This is a genomic window from Enterobacter sp. AG326, from assembly GCF_004362415.1.
GTDB lineage: Bacteria > Pseudomonadota > Gammaproteobacteria > Enterobacterales > Enterobacteriaceae > Enterobacter > Enterobacter asburiae.
This window is the reverse complement of record NZ_SNXG01000006.1, coordinates 111,754-132,422: the sequence shown is the minus strand read 5'-3', so window position 1 is coordinate 132,422 and position 20,669 is coordinate 111,754. Positions and strand designations below refer to the sequence as shown.

General features: G+C 57.3%; 20 protein-coding genes. 6 read left to right on the top strand and 14 right to left on the bottom strand.

The window, feature by feature from the left end:
• Positions 1–20 precede the first annotated feature (20 nt).
• Positions 21–1,883: a 1-deoxy-D-xylulose-5-phosphate synthase gene (gene dxs, locus DFO52_RS17815; protein ID WP_029741670.1), complete on the top strand. Its 1,863-nt coding sequence runs from the start codon at positions 21–23 to the stop codon at positions 1,881–1,883.
• 65 nt (positions 1,884–1,948) lie between these two features.
• Positions 1,949–2,923, top strand: coding sequence for an aldo/keto reductase (locus tag DFO52_RS17810; protein WP_133550881.1), 975 nt, complete (start codon positions 1,949–1,951; stop codon positions 2,921–2,923).
• A 62-nt stretch (positions 2,924–2,985) separates the two neighbouring features.
• On the opposite strand, the gene thiL is transcribed toward DFO52_RS17810, so the two are convergent.
• The 5 genes from thiL to nrdR form a co-directional block, all read right to left on the bottom strand.
• A complete protein-coding gene (thiL, locus tag DFO52_RS17805; protein WP_047648571.1) occupies positions 2,986–3,957 on the bottom strand; it encodes a thiamine-phosphate kinase in 972 nt (323 codons plus the stop codon).
• A gap of 77 nt (positions 3,958–4,034) precedes the next feature.
• Entirely contained in the window at positions 4,035–4,454 is a 420-nt protein-coding gene (gene nusB, locus DFO52_RS17800; protein WP_006809908.1) for a transcription antitermination factor NusB, read from the bottom strand.
• A gap of 21 nt (positions 4,455–4,475) precedes the next feature.
• Positions 4,476–4,946, bottom strand: a complete 471-nt coding sequence (gene ribE, locus DFO52_RS17795; protein ID WP_006176874.1) for a 6,7-dimethyl-8-ribityllumazine synthase — start codon at positions 4,944–4,946, stop codon at positions 4,476–4,478.
• A gap of 87 nt (positions 4,947–5,033) precedes the next feature.
• A complete protein-coding gene (gene ribD, locus DFO52_RS17790) occupies positions 5,034–6,137 on the bottom strand; it encodes a bifunctional diaminohydroxyphosphoribosylaminopyrimidine deaminase/5-amino-6-(5-phosphoribosylamino)uracil reductase RibD (RefSeq protein ID WP_133550880.1) in 1,104 nt (367 codons plus the stop codon).
• Between the two features lie 4 nt (positions 6,138–6,141).
• Positions 6,142–6,591, bottom strand: coding sequence for a transcriptional regulator NrdR (nrdR, locus tag DFO52_RS17785; RefSeq protein WP_008503337.1), 450 nt, complete (start codon positions 6,589–6,591; stop codon positions 6,142–6,144).
• A gap of 152 nt (positions 6,592–6,743) precedes the next feature.
• On the opposite strand from nrdR, the gene DFO52_RS17780 reads away from it, so the two are divergent.
• Positions 6,744–7,283: a DUF3251 domain-containing protein gene (locus DFO52_RS17780; protein WP_047650660.1), complete on the top strand. Its 540-nt coding sequence runs from the start codon at positions 6,744–6,746 to the stop codon at positions 7,281–7,283.
• Positions 7,284–7,550: 267 nt separating this feature from the next.
• Positions 7,551–8,435 (top strand): nucleoside-specific channel-forming protein Tsx, encoded by an 885-nt coding sequence (locus DFO52_RS17775; protein WP_025756198.1) that lies wholly within the window; start codon positions 7,551–7,553, stop codon positions 8,433–8,435.
• A 120-nt stretch (positions 8,436–8,555) separates the two neighbouring features.
• Here DFO52_RS17775 and DFO52_RS17770 read toward each other — a convergent pair whose 3' ends face one another.
• From DFO52_RS17770 to queA, 7 genes are all read right to left on the bottom strand, one after another.
• Positions 8,556–9,236, bottom strand: a complete 681-nt coding sequence (locus tag DFO52_RS17770) for a YafY family protein (RefSeq protein WP_047648575.1) — start codon at positions 9,234–9,236, stop codon at positions 8,556–8,558.
• Positions 9,237–9,250: 14 nt separating this feature from the next.
• Positions 9,251–9,616, bottom strand: a complete 366-nt coding sequence (locus DFO52_RS17765; RefSeq protein WP_023310553.1) for a VOC family protein — start codon at positions 9,614–9,616, stop codon at positions 9,251–9,253.
• A gap of 142 nt (positions 9,617–9,758) precedes the next feature.
• The gene (secF, locus tag DFO52_RS17760) at positions 9,759–10,730 is read right to left on the bottom strand and encodes a protein translocase subunit SecF (RefSeq protein ID WP_023334689.1); all 972 of its coding nucleotides are present in this window, start codon (positions 10,728–10,730) and stop codon (positions 9,759–9,761) included.
• 10 nt (positions 10,731–10,740) lie between these two features.
• Complete coding sequence (gene secD / locus DFO52_RS17755) at positions 10,741–12,588, bottom strand: protein translocase subunit SecD (protein ID WP_133550879.1); 1,848 nt, start codon at positions 12,586–12,588, stop codon at positions 10,741–10,743.
• A 27-nt stretch (positions 12,589–12,615) separates the two neighbouring features.
• Positions 12,616–12,948: a preprotein translocase subunit YajC gene (yajC, locus tag DFO52_RS17750; RefSeq protein WP_003859109.1), complete on the bottom strand. Its 333-nt coding sequence runs from the start codon at positions 12,946–12,948 to the stop codon at positions 12,616–12,618.
• 22 nt (positions 12,949–12,970) lie between these two features.
• A complete protein-coding gene (gene tgt, locus DFO52_RS17745) occupies positions 12,971–14,098 on the bottom strand; it encodes a tRNA guanosine(34) transglycosylase Tgt (RefSeq protein WP_003859110.1) in 1,128 nt (375 codons plus the stop codon).
• 53 nt (positions 14,099–14,151) lie between these two features.
• Complete coding sequence (gene queA / locus DFO52_RS17740) at positions 14,152–15,222, bottom strand: tRNA preQ1(34) S-adenosylmethionine ribosyltransferase-isomerase QueA (protein WP_023310550.1); 1,071 nt, start codon at positions 15,220–15,222, stop codon at positions 14,152–14,154.
• Between the two features lie 92 nt (positions 15,223–15,314).
• On the opposite strand from queA, the gene acpH reads away from it, so the two are divergent.
• Positions 15,315–15,896, top strand: a complete 582-nt coding sequence (gene acpH / locus DFO52_RS17735; RefSeq protein ID WP_133550878.1) for an ACP phosphodiesterase — start codon at positions 15,315–15,317, stop codon at positions 15,894–15,896.
• 127 nt (positions 15,897–16,023) lie between these two features.
• Complete coding sequence (locus DFO52_RS17730) at positions 16,024–16,626, top strand: peroxiredoxin (protein WP_014168840.1); 603 nt, start codon at positions 16,024–16,026, stop codon at positions 16,624–16,626.
• A 43-nt stretch (positions 16,627–16,669) separates the two neighbouring features.
• Here DFO52_RS17730 and DFO52_RS17725 read toward each other — a convergent pair whose 3' ends face one another.
• Entirely contained in the window at positions 16,670–18,055 is a 1,386-nt protein-coding gene (locus DFO52_RS17725; protein ID WP_133550877.1) for a DUF3999 domain-containing protein, read from the bottom strand.
• Positions 18,052–20,667 (bottom strand): DUF2339 domain-containing protein, encoded by a 2,616-nt coding sequence (locus DFO52_RS17720; RefSeq protein ID WP_133550876.1) that lies wholly within the window; start codon positions 20,665–20,667, stop codon positions 18,052–18,054. Before DFO52_RS17720 ends, DFO52_RS17725 begins: the two co-directional genes overlap by 4 nt.
• Between the last annotated feature and the right edge of the window lie 2 nt (positions 20,668–20,669).

Below are 20,669 nucleotides of genomic sequence, written 5' to 3'. Positions count from 1 at the left end.
TATATCTCGATGAGCCTTTGATGAGTTTTGATATTGCCAAATACCCGACACTGGCGTTAGTTGACTCCACCCAGGAGTTACGTCTGTTGCCGAAAGAGAGCCTGCCGAAGCTGTGCGACGAGCTGCGTCGCTACCTGCTCGACAGCGTTAGCCGCTCCAGCGGCCATTTCGCCTCCGGGCTTGGCACGGTTGAGCTGACCGTGGCGCTGCACTATGTCTATAACACGCCGTTCGATCAGCTCATCTGGGACGTAGGTCACCAGGCCTATCCGCACAAAATTCTGACCGGACGTCGCGATAAGATTGGCACCATTCGTCAGAAAGGCGGCCTGCACCCGTTCCCGTGGCGCGGTGAGAGCGAGTACGACGTGCTGAGCGTCGGCCACTCCTCTACCTCCATTTCAGCGGGCATCGGTATTGCCGTTGCCGCCGAGAAAGAGAACAAGCAGCGCCGCACCGTCTGCGTAATTGGCGACGGCGCCATTACCGCCGGTATGGCCTTCGAAGCCATGAACCATGCGGGCGACATCAAGCCGGACATGCTGGTTATCCTTAACGATAACGAAATGTCGATCTCCGAGAACGTCGGCGCGCTGAACAACCATCTGGCCCAGCTGCTCTCCGGCAAGCTTTACTCCTCGCTGCGTGAAGGCGGCAAGAAGGTCTTCTCCGGCGTACCGCCGATTAAAGAGCTGCTCAAGCGTACCGAAGAACACATCAAAGGCATGGTGGTGCCGGGCACCCTGTTTGAAGAGCTGGGCTTTAACTATATTGGCCCGGTTGACGGCCATGACGTGCTGGGTCTGGTGACCACGCTCAAGAACATGCGCGACCTGAAAGGCCCGCAGTTCCTGCACATCATGACCAAAAAAGGGCGTGGCTACGAACCGGCGGAAAAAGATCCGATCACCTTCCACGCGGTACCGAAATTTGACCCGTCGAGCGGCTGTCTGCCAAAAAGCAGCGGCGGCATGCCGAGCTATTCAAAAATCTTCGGCGACTGGCTGTGCGAAACCGCAGCCAAAGACAACAAGCTGATGGCGGTGACGCCTGCCATGCGTGAAGGCTCCGGCATGGTGGAGTTCTCCAGAAAATACCCTGACCAGTATTTTGACGTTGCCATTGCCGAGCAGCATGCGGTGACGTTTGCAGCGGGCCTGGCCATTGGCGGCTACAAGCCGGTTGTCGCTATCTACTCCACCTTCCTGCAGCGCGCCTACGATCAGGTGATCCACGACGTGGCGATTCAGAAGCTGCCGGTACTGTTTGCTATCGATCGTGCGGGCATCGTCGGTGCCGACGGCCAGACGCACCAGGGCGCGTTTGATCTGTCGTTCCTGCGCTGTATTCCCGATATGGTTGTCATGACGCCAAGCGACGAGAACGAATGTCGTCAGATGCTGTTTACCGGCTACCACTATCAAGATGGCCCAAGCGCCGTTCGCTACCCGCGCGGCAATGCGGTAGGCGTTGAGCTTCAGCCGCTGGAAAAACTGCCGATCGGTAAAGGTCTGGTGAAGCGTCGCGGTGAAAAAGTGGCGATCCTGAACTTCGGCACGCTGATGCCAGAGGCGGCTAAAGCGGCTGAAGCGCTGAATGCCACCCTGGTGGACATGCGCTTTGTGAAGCCGCTCGACGAATCTCTGATCCTGAGTATGGCTGAGACGCATGACGTGCTGGTCACGCTGGAAGAAAACGCCATCATGGGCGGCGCGGGCAGCGGCGTGAACGAGGTGCTGATGGCGAACCGTAAAGCCGTGCCGGTGCTGAACCTCGGCCTGCCGGATCATTTCATTCCTCAGGGTACCCAGGATGAAGCCCGTGCGGCTATTGGCCTGGACGCCGCCGGTATCGAAGCCAAAATCCGCGCCTGGCTGGACTGACCCCTTCCCCCCTTTTCCGCTCCTGCTATGCTTAAACCTGGTGTTTAAACAGCAGGAGCGGAACCGTGCAATACACAACATTAGGAAAAACGGACCTTAAGGTTTCCCGACTTTGTCTGGGATGCATGACCTTTGGCGAGCCCGATCGGGGAAACCACGCCTGGACGCTGCCGGAAGAGAGCAGCCGTCCGATTATCAAACGCGCCATCGAGGGCGGCATTAACTTCTTTGACACCGCCAACAGCTACTCAGACGGCAGCAGCGAGGAGATTGTCGGCCGCGCCCTGCGCGATTTTGCCCGTCGTGATGACATTGTCGTCGCCACCAAGGTCTACTACCCGGTAGGCGATCTGGCTGAGGGCCTTTCTCGCGCGCAGATCCTGCGCTCCATTGATGACAGCCTCAGACGCCTGAACATGGATTACGTCGACCTGCTGCAGATCCACCGCTGGGATTACAACACGCCCATTGAAGAGACCCTTGAAGCGCTGAATGACGTGGTCAAAGCCGGGAAAGCGCGCTACATCGGCGCGTCGTCTATGCACGCGTCGCAGTTTGCCCAGGCGCTGGATCTCCAGGCGCAGCACGGCTGGGCGCGCTTTGTCACCATGCAGGATCACTACAATCTGATCTATCGTGAAGAAGAGCGCGAGATGCTGCCGCTGTGCCATCAGGAGGGCGTGGCGGTGATCCCGTGGAGCCCGCTGGCGCGCGGCCGCCTGACCCGCCCGTGGGGGGAAACCACGGCTCGCCTGGTATCGGATGAAGTGGGAAAAAATCTTTATTCCGGTACAGAAGCCAGCGATGCGCTGATTGCCGAACGATTAGCCGGAATTGCCGACGATACCGGTGCCACTCGCGCCCAGGTAGCGCTGGCGTGGCTGCTGGGCAAGCGCGGGGTCGCGTCGCCGATTATTGGAACGTCGCGGGAAGAACAGCTGGATGAGCTGCTGAATGCGGTGGATATCACGCTGACGCCGGAGCAGGTTGTCGAGCTGGAGACGCCGTATCAGCAGCATCCGGTGGTGGGGTTTAAGTAAGCTCCATCTTTGGTAGGCCGGGTAAGGCGAAGCCGCCACCCGGCAATACAGAGCGCACAACATCACGCGAAGTGATCGTACCCTTTCCAGTCCAGCGTAACGGGCGCACCGTCTTTTACAAACTTCAGCCCTTCGCTCTCCGGCATAATCTGACCGATGCAGGTAAACTTCGCGCCGAGATGCGCTAACGCCACGTCCAGCGTTCCACGGTTGAGCTCAGGCACCGTGAAGCACAGCTCATAGTCTTCACCACCGGAGAGCGCCCAGCGCAGGGCCTGCTCAGGCTCCACATGGCGAAGCAGCGGCTCAGACAGCGGGAAGAGATCCAGGTCAACGCGCGCACCTACGCCGCTGGCCTTCAGAATATGGCCGAGATCGGAGATGAGACCGTCAGAGAGATCGATAGCCGAGCTTGCCCGTTCGCGCAGCGCCTGGCCGTGCAGAATACGCGGTGTAGGCCGCAGGTGGCGCTTCACCAGATATGCCGCATCGTCAGCATCTTCAACCGTTAAACGGTTCTGCAGGATCGCCAGCCCAGCCGCGCTGTCGCCCGGCGTACCGGTCACGTAGATCCAGTCGCCCGGTTTTGCGCCCGAGCGCTTCAGCGCGCGGCCAAGCGGCACATAGCCGTGGATCGCCAGCGTCATCGACAGCGGCCCGGCAGTGGTATCACCGCCAATCAGCTGCATATCGTAATAATTCAGCTGTTCAAACAGCGCGTCGCTAAAGGCTTCCAGCCAGGTTTCATCCACCTCTGGCAGGGTCAAAGCCAGCGTCAGCCACGCGGGATCGGCACCCATCGCCGCAAGATCGCTGACGTTAACCGCCAGCGCTTTATACGCCAGATCGGCAGGATCGATATCGGGTAAGAAATGACGGCCGCACACCAGGGTGTCGGTGCTGATTGCCAGCGTCTGTTTTTCGGGAATATTGAGAAGTGCACAGTCATCGCCAATGCCGGTTTCAACATCAAGACGAGAGGTTCTGACACGGTCGAAATAACGGGCAATCAGGGAGAATTCGCCGCATGCCATACGTTATGCCTCAGCAAATAAAAGAAAAAACCGGAGCCGCACTGCCCGTCAGGCAATGCAGGACTCCGGTTTGCGGATCACTTTTTGTGGGGACGGATCGCAGGTGCTGCTTTATCAAGTACGCCGTTTACAAACTTATGGCTGTCTTCAGCGCCGAAGGTTTTCGCCAGTTCGATCGCTTCGTTGATGGCCACTTTGTAAGGCACATCATCACGTTTAGACAGCTCAAACAGCGCGATACGCAACACTGCTTTTTCTACCTGACCCAGCTCTTCGAGCAGGCGGGACAGGTATGGCTTCATCAGGCCATCGAGATACGCGCTATTAGTCGCCACTCCCGACAGCAGTTCGCGGAAGTACAGAACGTCAACGTCTTTTACGTCCTGTTCTGACAGGAACTGGTATTCAACATCAGCGATGTCGTTCTGGGACAACTGCCAGGAGTAAAGTGCCTGGACGGCACATTCACGGGCGCGGCGACGAGCAGCAGGTTTCACGGAATTCCCCTTACAAAAAAATCAGGCCTTGATGGCTTTCAATACATTGATCATTTCAAGCGCGGTCAGTGCAGCTTCTGCACCTTTGTTACCGGCTTTGGTGCCAGCACGTTCGATGGCTTGTTCAATACTTTCGGTGGTCAGCACGCCGAACGCGACAGGAATTTCAGCATCCTGCGCAACGTGTGCCAGACCGTTGCTTGCACCGCCCGCAACGTATTCGAAGTGCGCAGTGCCGCCACGAATAACGGTACCCAGCGCAATCACCGCGTCGTATTTACCGGTTTTCGCCAGCGCGCCCGCCGCCAGTGGCAGTTCGTAAGCGCCTGGAACCCAAACAACGGTAATGTTGTCATCTTTAACCTGGCCGATACGTTTCAGGGCGTCAATCGCACCTTCCAGCAGGCTGTCGTTGATGAAGTTGTTGAAACGCGCAATGGTGATGGCGACGCGAGCGTCCGGGGTAGCTACAGCAGCTTCAATAATGTTCATACTCTTCCTTTACGGGTTCATTTGGCCCCGCAGGGGGGCGGATTTTATCATAATACTTTGCGCACTGCTTCCCTATTTCAGGAGCAATTACGCTGTCGTTAAGTGGAGGCAGACATCCGGGCCTACCGGACGAATCTCGCTAAATTTGAGTTGCGGCGCGTTGGCCAGTTTTTCAAGGCCAGGCAACACAAACAGGCCGCGCGCGGCGTGACCTAACAGTTTAGGCGCAACGTAAACAATCAGCTCATCCACCAGCCCGGCCTGTAAAAGCGCACCGGCGAGCGTTGGCCCCGCTTCAACCCAGATGCTGTTCACCTGCTGCTTGCCGAGCAGCATCATCAGCACCACCAGATCCAGATGACCGTTATGCTCCGGCACCATAATACTGCGCACGCCTTCCGGCCATTCACGCGTATCTTCTTTAGTGCGGGCAATCCAGGTTTCACCCGGCTGCTGGACAATACGGTGCGCCGGCGTCACGCGGTTCTGGCTATCAATGATAATACGCAGCGGCTGACGCAGATTCTCCTGCGGGTACAGCGCCTGGGTATCGGCATTCAGCTCGTCCCAGCGCACGGTCATGGCCGGATCGTCAGCCAGAACGGTTTCACTGCTGGTGAGAATAGCATGGCTTTGCGCGCGAAGACGTTGCACATCGCGCCTTGCCTGTAGCGACGTGATCCACTGGCTTTCGCCGTTTGCCATCGCCGTACGTCCATCCAGCGAGGCGCCCAGCTTGAGCTGAATATACGGGAACCCCGTACGCATGCGCTTCAGAAATCCTTTGTTGATCGCTTCCGCGTCCTGCATCATCAGACCATGGCTGACGTCAATGCCTTCCTGCTGCAGGCGATACAGACCGCGTCCGGCAACCTGCGGATTCGGGTCCTGCATTGAGGCGACCACGCGTGAAACACCCGCCGCGATCAGCGCTTCGCAGCACGGCGGCGTACGCCCGTGATGGCTGCAGGGCTCCAGCGTGACGTAGGCTGTGGCACCGCGCGCCTTCTCACCGGCCATGCGCAACGCATGAACCTCGGCATGCGGCTCGCCAGCACGATAGTGAAACCCCTCCCCTACGATCTCGCCATCTTTAACGATAACGCACCCGACGTTCGGGTTGGGATGGGTAGTAAAACGACCGCGCTGCGCCAGCTTCATGGCTCTCGCCATGTAAATCTCATCCTGCATGAGCTTAATCCTGTAAGCGGGCGATCTCTTCGCCAAACTCTTTGATGTCTTCGAAGCTGCGGTAGACCGAGGCGAAGCGGATATAGGCGACCTTATCGAGCTTTTTCAGCTGCTCCATCACCAGGTTGCCGATCATTTTGCTCGGCACTTCACGCTCGCCCAAACCACGAAGGTAAGATTTTATGTGGTTTAACGCCATCTCAACGTCGTCCGCGCTGACGGGACGTTTTTCCAGGGCCTTCAGCATCCCGCTGCGCAATTTCTCTTCATTAAACGGCTCGCGCACGTCGTTGCTTTTTACCACGCGCGGCATTACCAGCTCTGCAACCTCAAAGGTCGTGAAACGCTCGTTGCACACCAGACACTGCCGACGACGACGTACGGAAGACCCTTCGCCCACAAGACGAGAGTCGATGACTTTGGTATCCACAGCGGAGCAGAATGGGCAATGCATACGGTATCCCTGTTATCTGGTTAACTAATTTTCATTTTACCCTGATCTGGCCTGACAACAAAGGAAGAGCTTTTTGAGACAAAGGATCTATGTCTTAGACGGTGATGCTGGCTACCATTAAGGCGATCCGTTATTTCAAGGAAATAAACGCAATGACAAGACGTTACCTTAAAATTTTGCTGGTGGGGAGCCTCTTCACCCTTAGCGCCTGTGCACAGCAAACCGAAGTCCGTCAGATGAAACAGAGCGTGAATACGCTCAATACGGCGATGGACAAACTGAACAAAGAAACGGTGAAAATCACCCAGCAAAACGCGCTGAACGCCAAATCCAGCAGCGGGGTTTATCTCCTGCCGGGAGCGAATACGCCTGCGCGTCTCAATAGCCAGATTGGCACGCTGAAAATGTCTCTGGTGAATGTGGCGGCGAATGCAAATGGTACTCGCGCAACATTACGCATCCAGGGCGAGTCTAACGATCCGCTGCCAGCCTTCAGCGGCACCGTCGAATGGGGACAGATCCAGGGCACCACTGAGAACTACCAGGAGGTGAATGTTAACAGTCAGCTATTCACCGCACCGGCCAGCGTGCTGGCTCCAAGCGATGTTGACATTCCGCTACAGCTTAACGGACTCACTCCGGAGCAGTTAGGTTTCATCCGCATTCACGATATCCAGCCCGCCGCGCAGTAACCCCTCTTTTAGCGGAGTGCAATGTCACTCCGCTAACATTTACATTTCGTATGGATTGGCAACATAAATGATTGCCGCTACAATCCCGGCCGTTTAAAGTACGCAAACGTGAACGCAATCGATTACGCATGTGAGAGATATGTGAAACAACACATATTTTTGTGAGCAAGGATTCCTATAATAGGCTCCGCAGAAACACGAAATATTTTGATACGCAAATCGCGCATTTTTCACTCCCGGAAGGGAATTTCAATCAGTGGCATGATTATGAAAAAAACATTACTCGCAGCTGGCGCTGTACTGGCACTCTCCTCTTCTTTCACTGTTAACGCAGCGGAAAACGATAAACCACAATATCTCTCCGACTGGTGGCACCAGAGCGTTAACGTGGTAGGCAGCTACCACACCCGTTTCGGACCTCAGATCCGCAACGATACTTACCTGGAGTACGAAGCATTCGCCAAGAAAGACTGGTTTGATTTCTACGGCTATATGGATGCCCCGGTATTCTTCGGCGGTAACACCGACGCGAAAGGTATCTGGAACCACGGTTCCCCACTGTTCATGGAAATTGAACCACGCTTCTCTATTGATAAACTGACCGGTACCAGCCTGGCGTTTGGTCCGTTCAAAGAGTGGTACTTCGCGAACAACTACATCTACGACATGGGCCGCAACAAGTCCGGTCGCCAGAGCACCTGGTACATGGGTCTGGGTACGGACATCGATACCGGCCTGCCAATGAGCCTGTCTCTGAACGTGTATGCTAAGTACCAGTGGCAGAACTACGGCGCCGCGAACGAAAACGAGTGGGATGGCTACCGTTTCAAAGTGAAATACTTTGTGCCAATTACCCAGCTGTGGGGCGGCAACCTGAGCTATATCGGCTTCACCAACTTTGACTGGGGTTCAGATTTGGGCGACAACGACTTCCGCGACCTGAACGGTAAGAAAGCGCGCACCAACGACTCCATCGCCTCCAGCCACATCCTGGCGCTGAACTACGATCACTGGCACTACTCTGTTGTTGCGCGTTACTGGCACAACGGTGGTCAGTGGAACGACGACGCGAGCCTGAACTTCGGCAACGGCGACTTCAGCGTCCGCTCTACCGGCTGGGGTGGTTACCTGGTTGTGGGTTATAACTTCTAACCTGTTCGGGACTGTGCGGGCTGATGCCCTCACCCTGACCCTCTCCCACAAGGAGAGGGAACAAATACTAAAAACGGCAACATACGTTGCCGTTTTGCTTTTACCTCGCCGCCAGGCTTTTTACTGCTTAACCTTCCGCAAAAAATCCGCCAGAGACCTGTCCGCACTCTCGCTAAACCGCCTCTCCGTCTGCACAATATTGAGACAGCGGTCGAGCCGGAAACAGCGATAGTCATCGCGCCGTTCGCACCAGGCCGCCAGCAGCCAGCGCTCTCCCCAGAAGAACAAGCCCAGCGGCTGAACCTCACGTTTAGAGAGTTGCCCGGCCTCATCACGGTAATGCAGCGCCAGCACGCGCTGGGCGGAAATCGCCTGATGGATCCTGTCAAAATCGCTGCGGGAGTGGCTTTGCATACAAAAATCCGGGGCGTAGATCCGCGTCTGCTCCGCCTTTCGACGACTCTCCTCGGGCAGGATAGCCAGCACCTTCTCCTGAGCCGACTCCAGCTCGCGCGACAGCGATTCCCCTCCCCAGGTTTTGAGCAGGCGAATCGCGACGATCAGCGCCTCTGATTCCCTATTAGTCAGCATCAGCGGCGGCAGGTCAAAACCCGACATCAGCCGATATCCGCTCCCCGCCTCACCTTCCACCGGCACGCCGGAAAGCGACAGGTCGCGAATATCGCGGTAGACCGTGCGCTCGGACACGCCAAGCCGGTCCGCCAGATGCGCTGCCGTTGTCAGACGCCTGCCCCGCAGGATCTGCACAATCTGAAACAAACGGTCAGCGCGTCGGGTCATATCTTATTCCGCTCTCAGGCAGGTTGATGGAGGCCGACGCGGTTACCCTCGCTGTCGGTAAACAATGCGATCGTTCCAATGCCATGCGGCAGTTCCAGCGGGCCAAACACGCACTCGCCGCCCGCGGAGGCGATGCGATCGAGCGTGGCCGCCAGATTGTCAGTATGCAGGTAAATAATAGCGCCCTGCAAAGACGGTGTAACGCCGTCAAATTTTGCCAGCGCCCCGCCGGTACCCGGATCCTCATGCGGGAAAACGGCCAGCTCCGCGCAGTCCATTTTCTCGCGACGCAGCGCGAGCTGCATCACCGGCTCATAAAATTTGATGGCGCGATCCATATCCGCGACCGGAATTTCAAACCAGTTAATGACGCTTTTCATATATTCTCCTGCCTGTTGTTTGGGTTCAGGAGAAGTCTACGACAGGGCTCCTGACAGCATACTGTCAGGAGTGTTTGTCAGGATCAGATAAAAAAAATCCCGGTCAACAGACCGGGATTTCGATAACGCGCTAAACGTCGCCTTACGGCAGAATGGACGGCTGATCCGCCCCTTCTTTCTCGACTTTCTGCTGGAGCAGGTGCTCGCGCTTCATGCCGAGTTTCAGTGCCAGTGCGGAAGCGACGTAGATAGACGACGCCGTACCGATGGTCACACCGATCAGCATGGTCAGCGAGAAGCCTTCCAGTACCGGACCACCGAAGAGGAACAGCATCAGGATAACCATCAAAGTGGTGCCGGATGTGATCAAGGTACGGTGCAGCGTCTGGGTCAACGACACGTTAAAGATTTCGTACGGCGTACCGCGACGGATCTTACGGAAGTTTTCACGGATACGGTCAGATACCACGATACTGTCGTTCAGTGAGTAACCGATAACGGACATCAGGGATGCCACAATCGTCAGGTCAATCTCAATGTGGAACAGCGACAGTATGCCCATGGTGATCACCACGTCGTGCGCCAGAGCGATAACCACACCGGCCGCCAGTCGCCACTCAAAGCGGAAACCAACGTATACCAGGATGGAGATCAGCGCCACCAGCAGCGCCATCGCACCGGTCTGCGCCAGATCAGCACCCACGCTTGGGCCGACGAACTCAATACGCTTGACCGCCGCGTTCTGGCTGGTTGTTTCGTTAATCACGCTAACAACCTTGCTGCCCAGCTCCTGGCTGCCGTTGGCATCGTGCACCGGTGGCATACGCACCATGATGTCGCGGCTGCTGCCGAAGTTCTGCAGCAGCGGCTCTTCAAAGCCCGCTTTCTGCAGAGACAGACGCATCTGGTCCATATCGACCGGTTTTTCCAGGGAGATCTCGATGACCGTACCGCCGGTGAAATCCAGACCCCAGTTAAAGCCTTTCACGCTCATAATGCCGATGGACAGAATCAGCAGTAAACCTGAAATGCCGAAGGCCCAGTAGTCCCAGCGCATAAAGTCCCAGACTTTACGGCCGTGGTTCAATTGTTCAACAGTATATTCCTGTGCCACAACGCACTCCTCAGATAGACAGCTTTTTGACGCGCTTGCCGCCGTACAGCAGGTTCACGATGGCACGGGTGCCGACAATAGCGGTAAACATTGACGTTGCGACACCGATACCGGTTGTAATCGCAAAGCCTTTGATCGCGCCAGTACCCACTGCATACAGGATAAGAACCTTAATCAGTGTTGTTACGTTCGCATCGAAGATGGAGCTGAACGCGCCTTTATAGCCTTCGTCAATCGCCTGCTGAATAGAGCGACCGTTGCTCAACTCTTCTTTGATACGTTCGTTAATCAGTACGTTGGCGTCGACCGCCACCGCAAGGGTAAGAACGATACCCGCAATCCCCGGCATGGTCAGCGTCGCCCCCGGCAGCAGGGACATAATGCCGATGATCAGCACCAGGTTGGCGATCAGCGCGGACGTCGCAATCAGACCAAACTTCTTATAGAAGAAGATCATGAAGAGGATAGAGACCACCAGACCGGCCAGACACGCTTCCAGACCCTGCTGGATATTTTGCATACCCAGAGTTGGACCAATGGTACGTTCTTCAACAATCTGAATTGGCGCAATCAGCGCACCGGCACGCAGCAGCAGAGAGAGCTGACGCGCTTCGTTCGGGTTGTTAATACCAGTGATACGGAAGCTGTTACCCAGACGAGACTGGATATTGGCGATGTTAATCACCTCTTCCTCTTTCACCAGCACCGCACGACCGTTTGTATCTTTCTTACCGCTGTCTTTGTACTCCACGAACAGGGTCGCCATCGGTTTACCGATGTTGTCCTTGGTGAAGTTAGACATGATGTTACCACCCGCGCTATCAAGCGAGATGTTAACCTGCGGCTGGTTGTATTCGTCCTGGCTCGACGTGGAGTCGGTGATGTGATCACCGGTCAGAATCACGCGCTTGTACAGCACAACTGGCTGACCTTCGCGGGTCTGTTTCACTTCGGAGTCACCCGGAATACGCCCTGCGGCAGCAGCGGACTGATCGACGTTGGAGTTCACCAGACGGAATTCCAGGGTTGCGGTCGCACCCAGAATCTCTTTCGCACGCGCGGTATCCTGGATACCCGGCAATTCAACCACGATACGGTCAGCACCCTGACGCTGTACCAGCGGCTCGGCCACGCCCAGCTGGTTTACACGGTTACGCAGAATGTTGATGTTCTGCTGAACGGCATATTCACGCGCTTCTTTCAGACGCGCATCGGTCATCACCGCGCGCAGCTGGTTGCTGCCCTGAGAGGTGATTACCAGGTCACGGTGACGTTGGGTCAGGTAATCTACAGCCTGATCGCGCGCCGCGCTGTCGCGGAACGTGATGCTCATGCCGTAGTTATCTTCTTTACGCACGGTGGTGTAAGCGATGCCTTTATCACGCAGATCGCTGCGCAGGCTGTCGATATTCTGCTCCTGCAGCTTGCCAAGCGCGGTATCCATATCCACTTCCATCAGGAAGTGAACGCCGCCACGCAGGTCAAGGCCGAGTTTCATTGGCTCTGCTTTCATCGCAGCCAGCCAACGCGGGGTTGCAGGGGCAAGGTTAAGCGCCACGACGTATTTGTCACCCAGCACGCCCATCAGCGCTTCGCGAGCGCGGAGCTGCGTGTCGGTGGTGTCGAAGCGAGCAAGAATTGCACCCTCTTCCAGAGCCACAGACTTAGCGGTAATTTTTTCTTCTTGTAACGTTTTCTGGACCTGGATCAGCGTTTGCTCACTGGCGGCGACACCGCGCGCGCCAGTGATTTGAACAGCCGGATCCTCACCATACAGGTTGGGAAGCGCGTACAGCAGGCCGACGAGAATCACGACGACCAGCATGATGTACTTCCACAAAGGATAACGGTTTAACACGGCAGTTCCCTTTGGGAAAAGTTGGGATTACAGCGCCTTCATGGTGCCTTTCGGCAGAACGGCAGCTACGAAGTCACGTTTGATGACCACTTCAGTGGTGTCGTTCAGGGCGATAGCAATGTAGCCGTTTTCAGCCACTTTGGTTACGCGACCTACCAGACCACCGTTAGTCAGTACTTCATCGCCTTTCGCAATGGAGTTCATCAGGTTTTTGTGCTCTTTGGTGCGCTTCTGCTGTGGACGCAGGATCATGAAGTAGAAGATCAGACCGAACACAACCAGCATCAGAATCAGAGACATCGGGCTGCCCTGCGCTGGAGCACCTGTTGCCGCTACCGCATCAGAAATAAAAAAGCTCATTCAAATTCCCTCATTATTAAAATTAATCAACGTTCAACGGTGGAACATCCCGCCCCTGACGTTGGTAGAAATCGGTCACGAAGCTCTCTAATTTACCCTCTTCGATAGCCTTACGTAAACCAGCCATTAAGCGCTGATAATAACGAAGATTATGAATGGTATTGAGACGCGCGCCCAAAATCTCGTTGCAACGATCGAGATGATGCAGATACGCGCGAGAATAATTGCGACAGGTATAGCAATCGCACTCGGAATCGAGCGGGCTGGTGTCACTCTTATGCTTCGCGTTACGGATTTTCACCACGCCATCGGTAACGAACAAGTGGCCGTTACGCGCGTTGCGGGTTGGCATGACGCAGTCGAACATATCAATGCCGCGGCGTACGCCTTCAACCAGATCTTCTGGTTTACCCACGCCCATCAGGTATCGTGGTTTATCCGCCGGGATTTGCGGGCAGACATGCTCCAGAATGCGGTGCATGTCTTCCTTCGGCTCACCCACAGCCAAACCGCCGACAGCGTAGCCATCAAAACCTATCTCTACCAGACCTTTAACAGAGATATCGCGTAAATCTTCGTAAACGCTGCCCTGGATAATGCCGAACAGCGCATTTTTGTTCTGCAGGGAATCAAAACGGTCACGGCTACGCTTCGCCCAGCGCAGAGACATCTCCATGGAGCGTTTTGCGTAATCCCAGTCAGCCGGATACGGCGTACATTCGTCGAAGATCATTACGATATCAGAGCCGAGATCGTACTGAATCTCCATTGATTTTTCGGGATCGAGGAAAATCGGATCGCCGTTGATCGGGTTACGGAAGTGTACGCCCTGCTCGGTGATCTTGCGGATATCGCCCAGGCTGAAGACCTGGAAGCCGCCGGAGTCGGTCAGGATTGGGCCTTTCCACTGCATAAAATCGTGCAGGTCGCCGTGGAGCTTCATGATCTCCTGACCCGGACGCAGCCACAGGTGGAAGGTGTTGCCGAGAATAATCTGCGCGCCAGTGGCTTCTACTTCTTCCGGCGTCATCCCTTTTACGGTGCCGTACGTGCCCACAGGCATAAACGCGGGGGTTTCCACCACGCCGCGATCAAACACCAGGCGACCGCGACGCGCGCGGCCATCGGTGGTATCGAGTTCAAATTTCATTTTTTCTCCGACGTCAGAAAAACAGTCCAACGTTGTAAAACGGTGCCGCGGACTTATTCCCCGACACGCTCATTCAAAGCCAGCGGATTGTACGTGATAAACATCGCGTCCCCGTAGCTAAAAAAGCGATATTTTTGTTCTACCGCAGACTTGTAGGCTGCCATCGTATGCTGATAACCGGCAAATGCCGACACCAGCATAATCAGCGTTGATTCAGGCAGATGGAAGTTGGTCACCAGCGCATCAATCACTTTGTACTGATAGCCCGGGTAGATAAAGATCTGCGTATCGCCAAAGAACGGCTCGATAAGATCGCTCTTCGCGGCCTGCGCGGCGCTCTCGAGTGAGCGCACGGACGTTGTACCGACCGCCACGACGCGGCTACCGCGCGCTTTCGCCGCCAGCACCGCGTCCACCACATCCTGAGGCACTTCGGCATACTCAGAGTGCATGATGTGATCTTCAATGCTGTCCACGCGCACCGGCTGGAAGGTTCCCGCGCCGACGTGCAGCGTCACGAACGCCATCTCCACGCCCTTCGCGCGCAGTTTCTCCAGCAGCGGCTCATCAAAATGCAGGCCCGCGGTCGGCGCAGCGACGGCGCCTGGCTTCTGGCTGTAGACGGTCTGGTACAGCTCGCGGTCGGCCTCTTCGTCCGGACGCTCAATATACGGCGGCAGCGGCATGTGGCCGATGGCGTTCAGGATATCGAGCACCGTGCGTTCGTCATCGAACGCCACCTCAAACAGCGCATCGTGGCGCGCGGTCATGGTCGCTTTGATGCTCTCATCATCGCCCAGCAGCAGTTCAGCGCCCGGCTTCGGCGCCTTGGAGGCGCGAATATGTGCCAGAATACGTTTATCATCGAGCATACGTTCGACCAGTACTTCAATCTTGCCGCCGCTGGCTTTACGGCCAAACAGGCGCGCCGGGATCACGCGGGTATTGTTAAAGACCAGCAGATCGCCAGGGTTGAGCTTGTCGAGCAAATCGGTGAAAGTACCGTGCGTCAGCTCGCCCGTTGGCCCATCCAGTGACAGTAAGCGACAGCTGCTGCGCTCAGGCATGGGATAGTGAGCAATCAGGGATTCAGGTAGTTCAAAGGAGAAATCGGCGACGCGCATGACGTATACTCGTGACTTAAAAACAGGCGGCATAGTCTAGTGCTCACACCCTTTTGCTGCAACAACTAGCCGCCCCCGGACAAATAAAACGCATGAATTTTCTCGCTCACCTGCATCTCGCTCACCTCGCGGACAGCTCCCTGTCAGGCAATTTGCTGGCCGATTTCGTACGCGGCAACCCCGCTGAGGACTATTCCCCTGAGGTTGTCGACGGGATTTTTATGCACCGCCGCATCGACGTGCTGACGGATAAGCTGCCGGAAGTGACGGAAACCAAAGCGTGGTTTCGCCCTGAAACGCGCCGCGTTGCGCCGATCACGCTCGACGTGATGTGGGACCACTTTCTATCGCGCCACTGGGAACAGCTGTCTCCGGAGATGCCCTTGCCGGCGTTTGTGCGCTATGCCCACCAGCAGGTGTCGATCATTCTGCCCGACTCTCCGCCGCGCTTTGTGAATCTGAATAACTATCTGTGGTCGGAACGCTGGCTGGAGCGCTATCGCGAGATGGATTTCATCCAGAATGTGCTGAACGGGATGGCAAGCCGCCGACCGCGACTGGATGCGCTGCGCGACTCCTGGTATGACCTGGATGAACATTACGATGCGCTGGAAGCGCGTTTTTGGCAGTTTTACCCGCGGATGATGGTGCAGGCGAAAAACAAACAGCTCTGACAGAATTCACATTGATAGGTAAAAGCTGGCGGAACGATTGTCACCACCTCTTTGTCTTATCCATGAACACTCTCTATACTGGCTCGCGTTGCGTTCCAAATAACCTTAGTATCTACAGGAGAATCATATGGTTCTGGTAACTCGTCCGGCTCCGGATTTTACAGCTGCAGCAGTTCTGGGCAACGGTGAAATCGTTGAAAACTTCAACTTCAAACAGCACACCAACGGTAAAGCGACCGTTCTGTTCTTCTGGCCAATGGACTTCACTTTCGTTTGCCCGTCTGAGCTGATCGCATTCGACAAACGTTATGAAGAATTCCAGAAGCGTGGCGTGGAAGTTGTTGGCGTCTCCTTCGACTCTGAATTTGTACACAACGCATGGCGTAACACCCCTGTCGACAAAGGCGGCATCGGTGCGGTGAAATACGCAATGGTTGCGGACATCAAACGCGAAATCCAGCAGGCTTACGGTATCGAACATCCGGACGCTGGCGTTGCGCTGCGTGGTTCCTTCCTGATCGACGCTAACGGCATCGTTCGTCACCAGGTTGTGAACGATCTGCCGCTGGGTCGTAACATCGACGAAATGCTGCGCATGGTTGACGCGCTGCAGTTCCACGAAGAGCACGGCGAAGTGTGCCCGGCTCAGTGGGAAAAAGGTAAAGAAGGCATGAACGCGTCTCCAGACGGCGTGGCTAAATACCTGTCTGAAAACGTATCCAGCCTGTAATCGGCACGGTTTACGAAAAAGGCCCGCTTATGCGGGCCTTTTTTTATGCCTTACGCTGCGTCTCTCGCCAGATGCGCCAGGCCATGCCCGCCAGCAGAATCACCCCCGCAATCAGCACGCCCCATACCAGCAGCGTGTTCATCCTGCTCTCCCGCTCGGCCGCAGAGGTAGCGGTCAGACGCCCCTCGCCGCCTAACGCGACATCATCCAGAATATCGGCCTGCGGCAGGTTCGCCATATCATAGGTCTTGCGCAGGTCGGCCGGAATCAGCATGCCGGGCTCCACGCTGGCAGGCTTTGCGGCGCCGTTGCCCCAGGCGAGCACGTACGGCGCCTTCCCCTGCGCGTTGAACACCAGATCGTAGCGGTCGCGATGTCCCGTGACGCTCGGAAGGTATTCTGGCAGACGCGCATTCAGCGTCGTGATTTTCACGGCCTGCACCAGGCCCCCGTTAAGCGAAACCGGTGGCGACGCTTTTCCCTCAAGACGGTAAAGGACCTCTTTCTTCAGAGGATGCCATGCGTCTTTTTCCGTACTCCGCCACGCGATCTCCACGGGAAGGACGCCATCGCCATTCAGTGAGATGCTGACAGCACTCAGCGGCTGCGGGCGCGCCCAGTGCCACTGTGCTTCGCTTGTCGATAGCTGCACCCCTTCCCCCTCAAGGTCGATAGCTTCCGGGGCCGCCTGCGCAGGTGCGCTGATTGCGTTTACGCCTGTCAAGGTTATCCCCTGGCTCTGCGCATTCAGCACCACCATGAGATAACGATTTGCATCAGGAGATAAAACGGTATCGGTATCGATCCGATCGAGCTTAAGACGGTCCTGGCCGCTGACGACGTCCAGCAATGGCATATCCTCACGCAGGGTATACCAGCGCTTAAGATCCTCGCTGTAATAGACCGACGCCGTTCCCTGCCACGGCGTCTGAGGGGTATTCCAGAGCAGCTGCAGCTGGGATATAGCGATCTCGCCCGTCGCCTGTTCCGGCAGGGTCAGCAGATAATGTTGCCCGGCTGCGGCGGCTTTTTGCCCCTCCAGCACAATCTCAACGCCGTTTCCGGAACGGAGCAGGATCTTATCGCTATCACCGGATCCTTGCGAAGCCGCAAGCGGCGAGGCGTCCAGCGGGAAGAGGCGCAGCGCGGTGGATTGCGCTGGCGTCTGCGGACGCGTCGCGCTGACCAGGCTGAAGGGAACCGGCTCGCCCGACTGGTTAAAGACGCGGACATCATGCAGATCCGGCGACGTACTTTGCTCATAGACGGCGAGCGGCAGCATCACCCGATACCACTGGGAAGAAACAGACGTATCGAGTGAAAGACCAAAAGCATAGTCCCGGGGCGATTCCGTTTGTTCCTCGTCGCAAAACGCCGGGCCGGAAAGCGCCAGAAGCGCGGTACAGGCTACCGCTTTCATCCATTTCATTTTTCATCTCCTGTTTTGGGCGGTAGCGGTGAGAAATACCCCACGATCAGAACCAGTATCGCCACGCCGATAAACGCCACCGCGCGCGACAAACCGCCTCCGCCCGCGCTGTCCACCAGCATCAGTTTAACCATCACCACGCCCAGCAGCGCGGCACCGCAGAGCCACTCCTGCCGGGAAGCCCGACGGGTGGCATGGATCATGACCACCAGCGCGCTCAGCATCCAGAACAGGGCAAAACTGGTCTGGATAAGCCGCGAATCCCACAGCGAAGCCATATTCCAGGCCACGTCGCCGTACCAGGCCAGGGCACGCATCAGCGCGCCGTTCAGCCACCAGAAGCCAAACGCCATCATCGCGACGGCAGGCCACGGTCGGGCCTGCGAGAGCCACGCCGGGTAGTAGCGATCCACCGCACGATAAAAGACGACCAGCCCCAGCAGCGCGAACGCCGCGCCTTCCTCAAGCGGGTTTACCAGCGGCAGCCAGGTCTGACGATAGACCACGCCGTCCTGGAAATTGGTCACCACCAGCAATACCAGCAGCGCCACGACCACGGGGATCGGCGCCAGGCAGGCGTAGAGCGCAGGCCACTCCCGGAACGGCCACCCGCGACGCCGTACGGCTGCAGAGAGCGCTATAATCACCCCGCCGCCTGCTGCCATCGCTACTCCGCTGCCCCAGGCCGCCATGCCCCACGGCAACGACCGGGCAAACCAGTAAAGCTCAGCGGCCAGCGCCAGCAAAATCATCCAGAACAGCGACAAATGCAGCCCCATCGCGATGCGCGGCAGGAGTCTTTCACCGTCGCGCCGCAACAGCATCAGCGCGGCAGGAAGCGCAACGCACCAGGCGAGATTTGACCAGCCGGCGGCAACAATCTGCTGGTGCCAGAGCTGATAACCCACCATCAGCAGCATAACCGGCCACAGCAGCCATTTGCTGGCATCCAGCTCCCGCCACGCCAGACGCGCAGCCACCTGCCGCCAGCCCCAGACCGATGCCGCCGTCAGCGCCAGCACGCCCGCCAGAATCGGTAATTCCTGCGTCAGCACCAGCCGCGATGCGCCCAGCAGCGCCACGAGCCAGAACAGCAGCCCGCCGGCCAGCAGCGCCCGGCTGACCGGCAGGAAGAGAGTACGCCACAGCCAGGCCGCAGCCAGCCAGCAAAGGCTGAGGATGGTGAAGATCAGCAGCAGGCTCAGCGACGTAACGCCGTTTGTCTGCGCCCACAGCGCGCTGCCGAGCGCCAGCACCAGCAGCGCCGTCCCGCTATAGCTCATGCGACGCTGGTGCTGCTGCACGCCCAGCCAGAGGATACCCAACCCTTCCAGCGCCCAGGCCATCGCCGTCCAGCGTGCCGACAGCGCCAGCGGAATGGCGAGCGTGGCAAATCCGCCGCCGATTGCCAGCGCCGCCATGACCAGTGGTCGCCCGATAGAGGGATAGCGCCGCAGCGCAAGGAACGCGAGGGCCAGATAAAATGCGCCGTAGCCCAGCGCGCTCAGGGCCGGGCCATATTCCCAGTGCCGGGTCATGCCATACTGCATCCCGAAACCGATCAGCGGCGGGGCAAACAGCAGCACGCCGTCGATAATCTGCTTCCCTTTTTCCTGCGCCCGCAGCGACAGCGCCACGCTCAGGACGCCGAATATCAGCGTATTGGCAATCAGAAACAGCTGGCAGATCCAATAGTCTTCGGGCTGGTAGTCATTCAGCCCCCACAGGCCGCCCACGCCGAACGTAAACAGCAGACCGAGCAGGTTCAGCTCGCGCCAGTGCTGCCAGATGCTGATAGCGAGAATGCCGATGGAAAGCAGGAGATAGAAAGAGAACAGCGCCACAAAGCTACCGCCCCCGGTAGACAAGAGCAGCGGCGCAAGATACCCGCCGAGGCTCGCCAGCATGGCCAGGCTCAGCGCCTTCTGCAGCACCGCCAGCCCGACGCTAGCCGCGCAAATCACCACCAGCAGCGCAAAGGCCAGCGTCATTGGCAGCATTTGCCAGAGCCGGAATGCGCCAAACACCGTCAGGTAGAGCACGCCGGTCGCCCCGCCCTGGAGGATCAGCGCATAGACACGCTGCTTTTGCCGCAGCCGCCACCCGACCGCCAGCAGGACGATGGCAAACAGCGCCGTTGCCACGAGGCGTAACTCAAGCGGGAACAGGGAATGTTCCACGGTATAGCGCAGCAGGAATGAAAGACCGAGGAAGAGAAGCAGGATCCCAAGCTTCGCCAGCGGGTTACCCTGCATAAACCAGCGCACCAGCGACGTCAGTATGCCGCCAAAGGCAGAAGGCTGTTTTGCAGCAGGCGCCACGGCCGGGGCGGGATCTGCCACGGCAGCGGGAGTATCGGGGCGCCAGGGGTCGACAGGCGCGGGAGCGTCCTTAACCGCAGGCGCGGTCACAGCCACCGGCGCGGTGGCCTGCACCGGCTCCGGCGCGCTTTCAGGTACGCCGCGCTGCTCAAGCGCCTCAATGCGCTGGCGTAGCCGGGCGATCTCCTGTCGCGCCGCCGTACTTCGATTAAAGCCGATAACCGCAAGCACGGGTGCCACCACCAGCGCAAAAACCAGGAACAAACAGCCAAGGATGTAAAGCTCGTCCATGT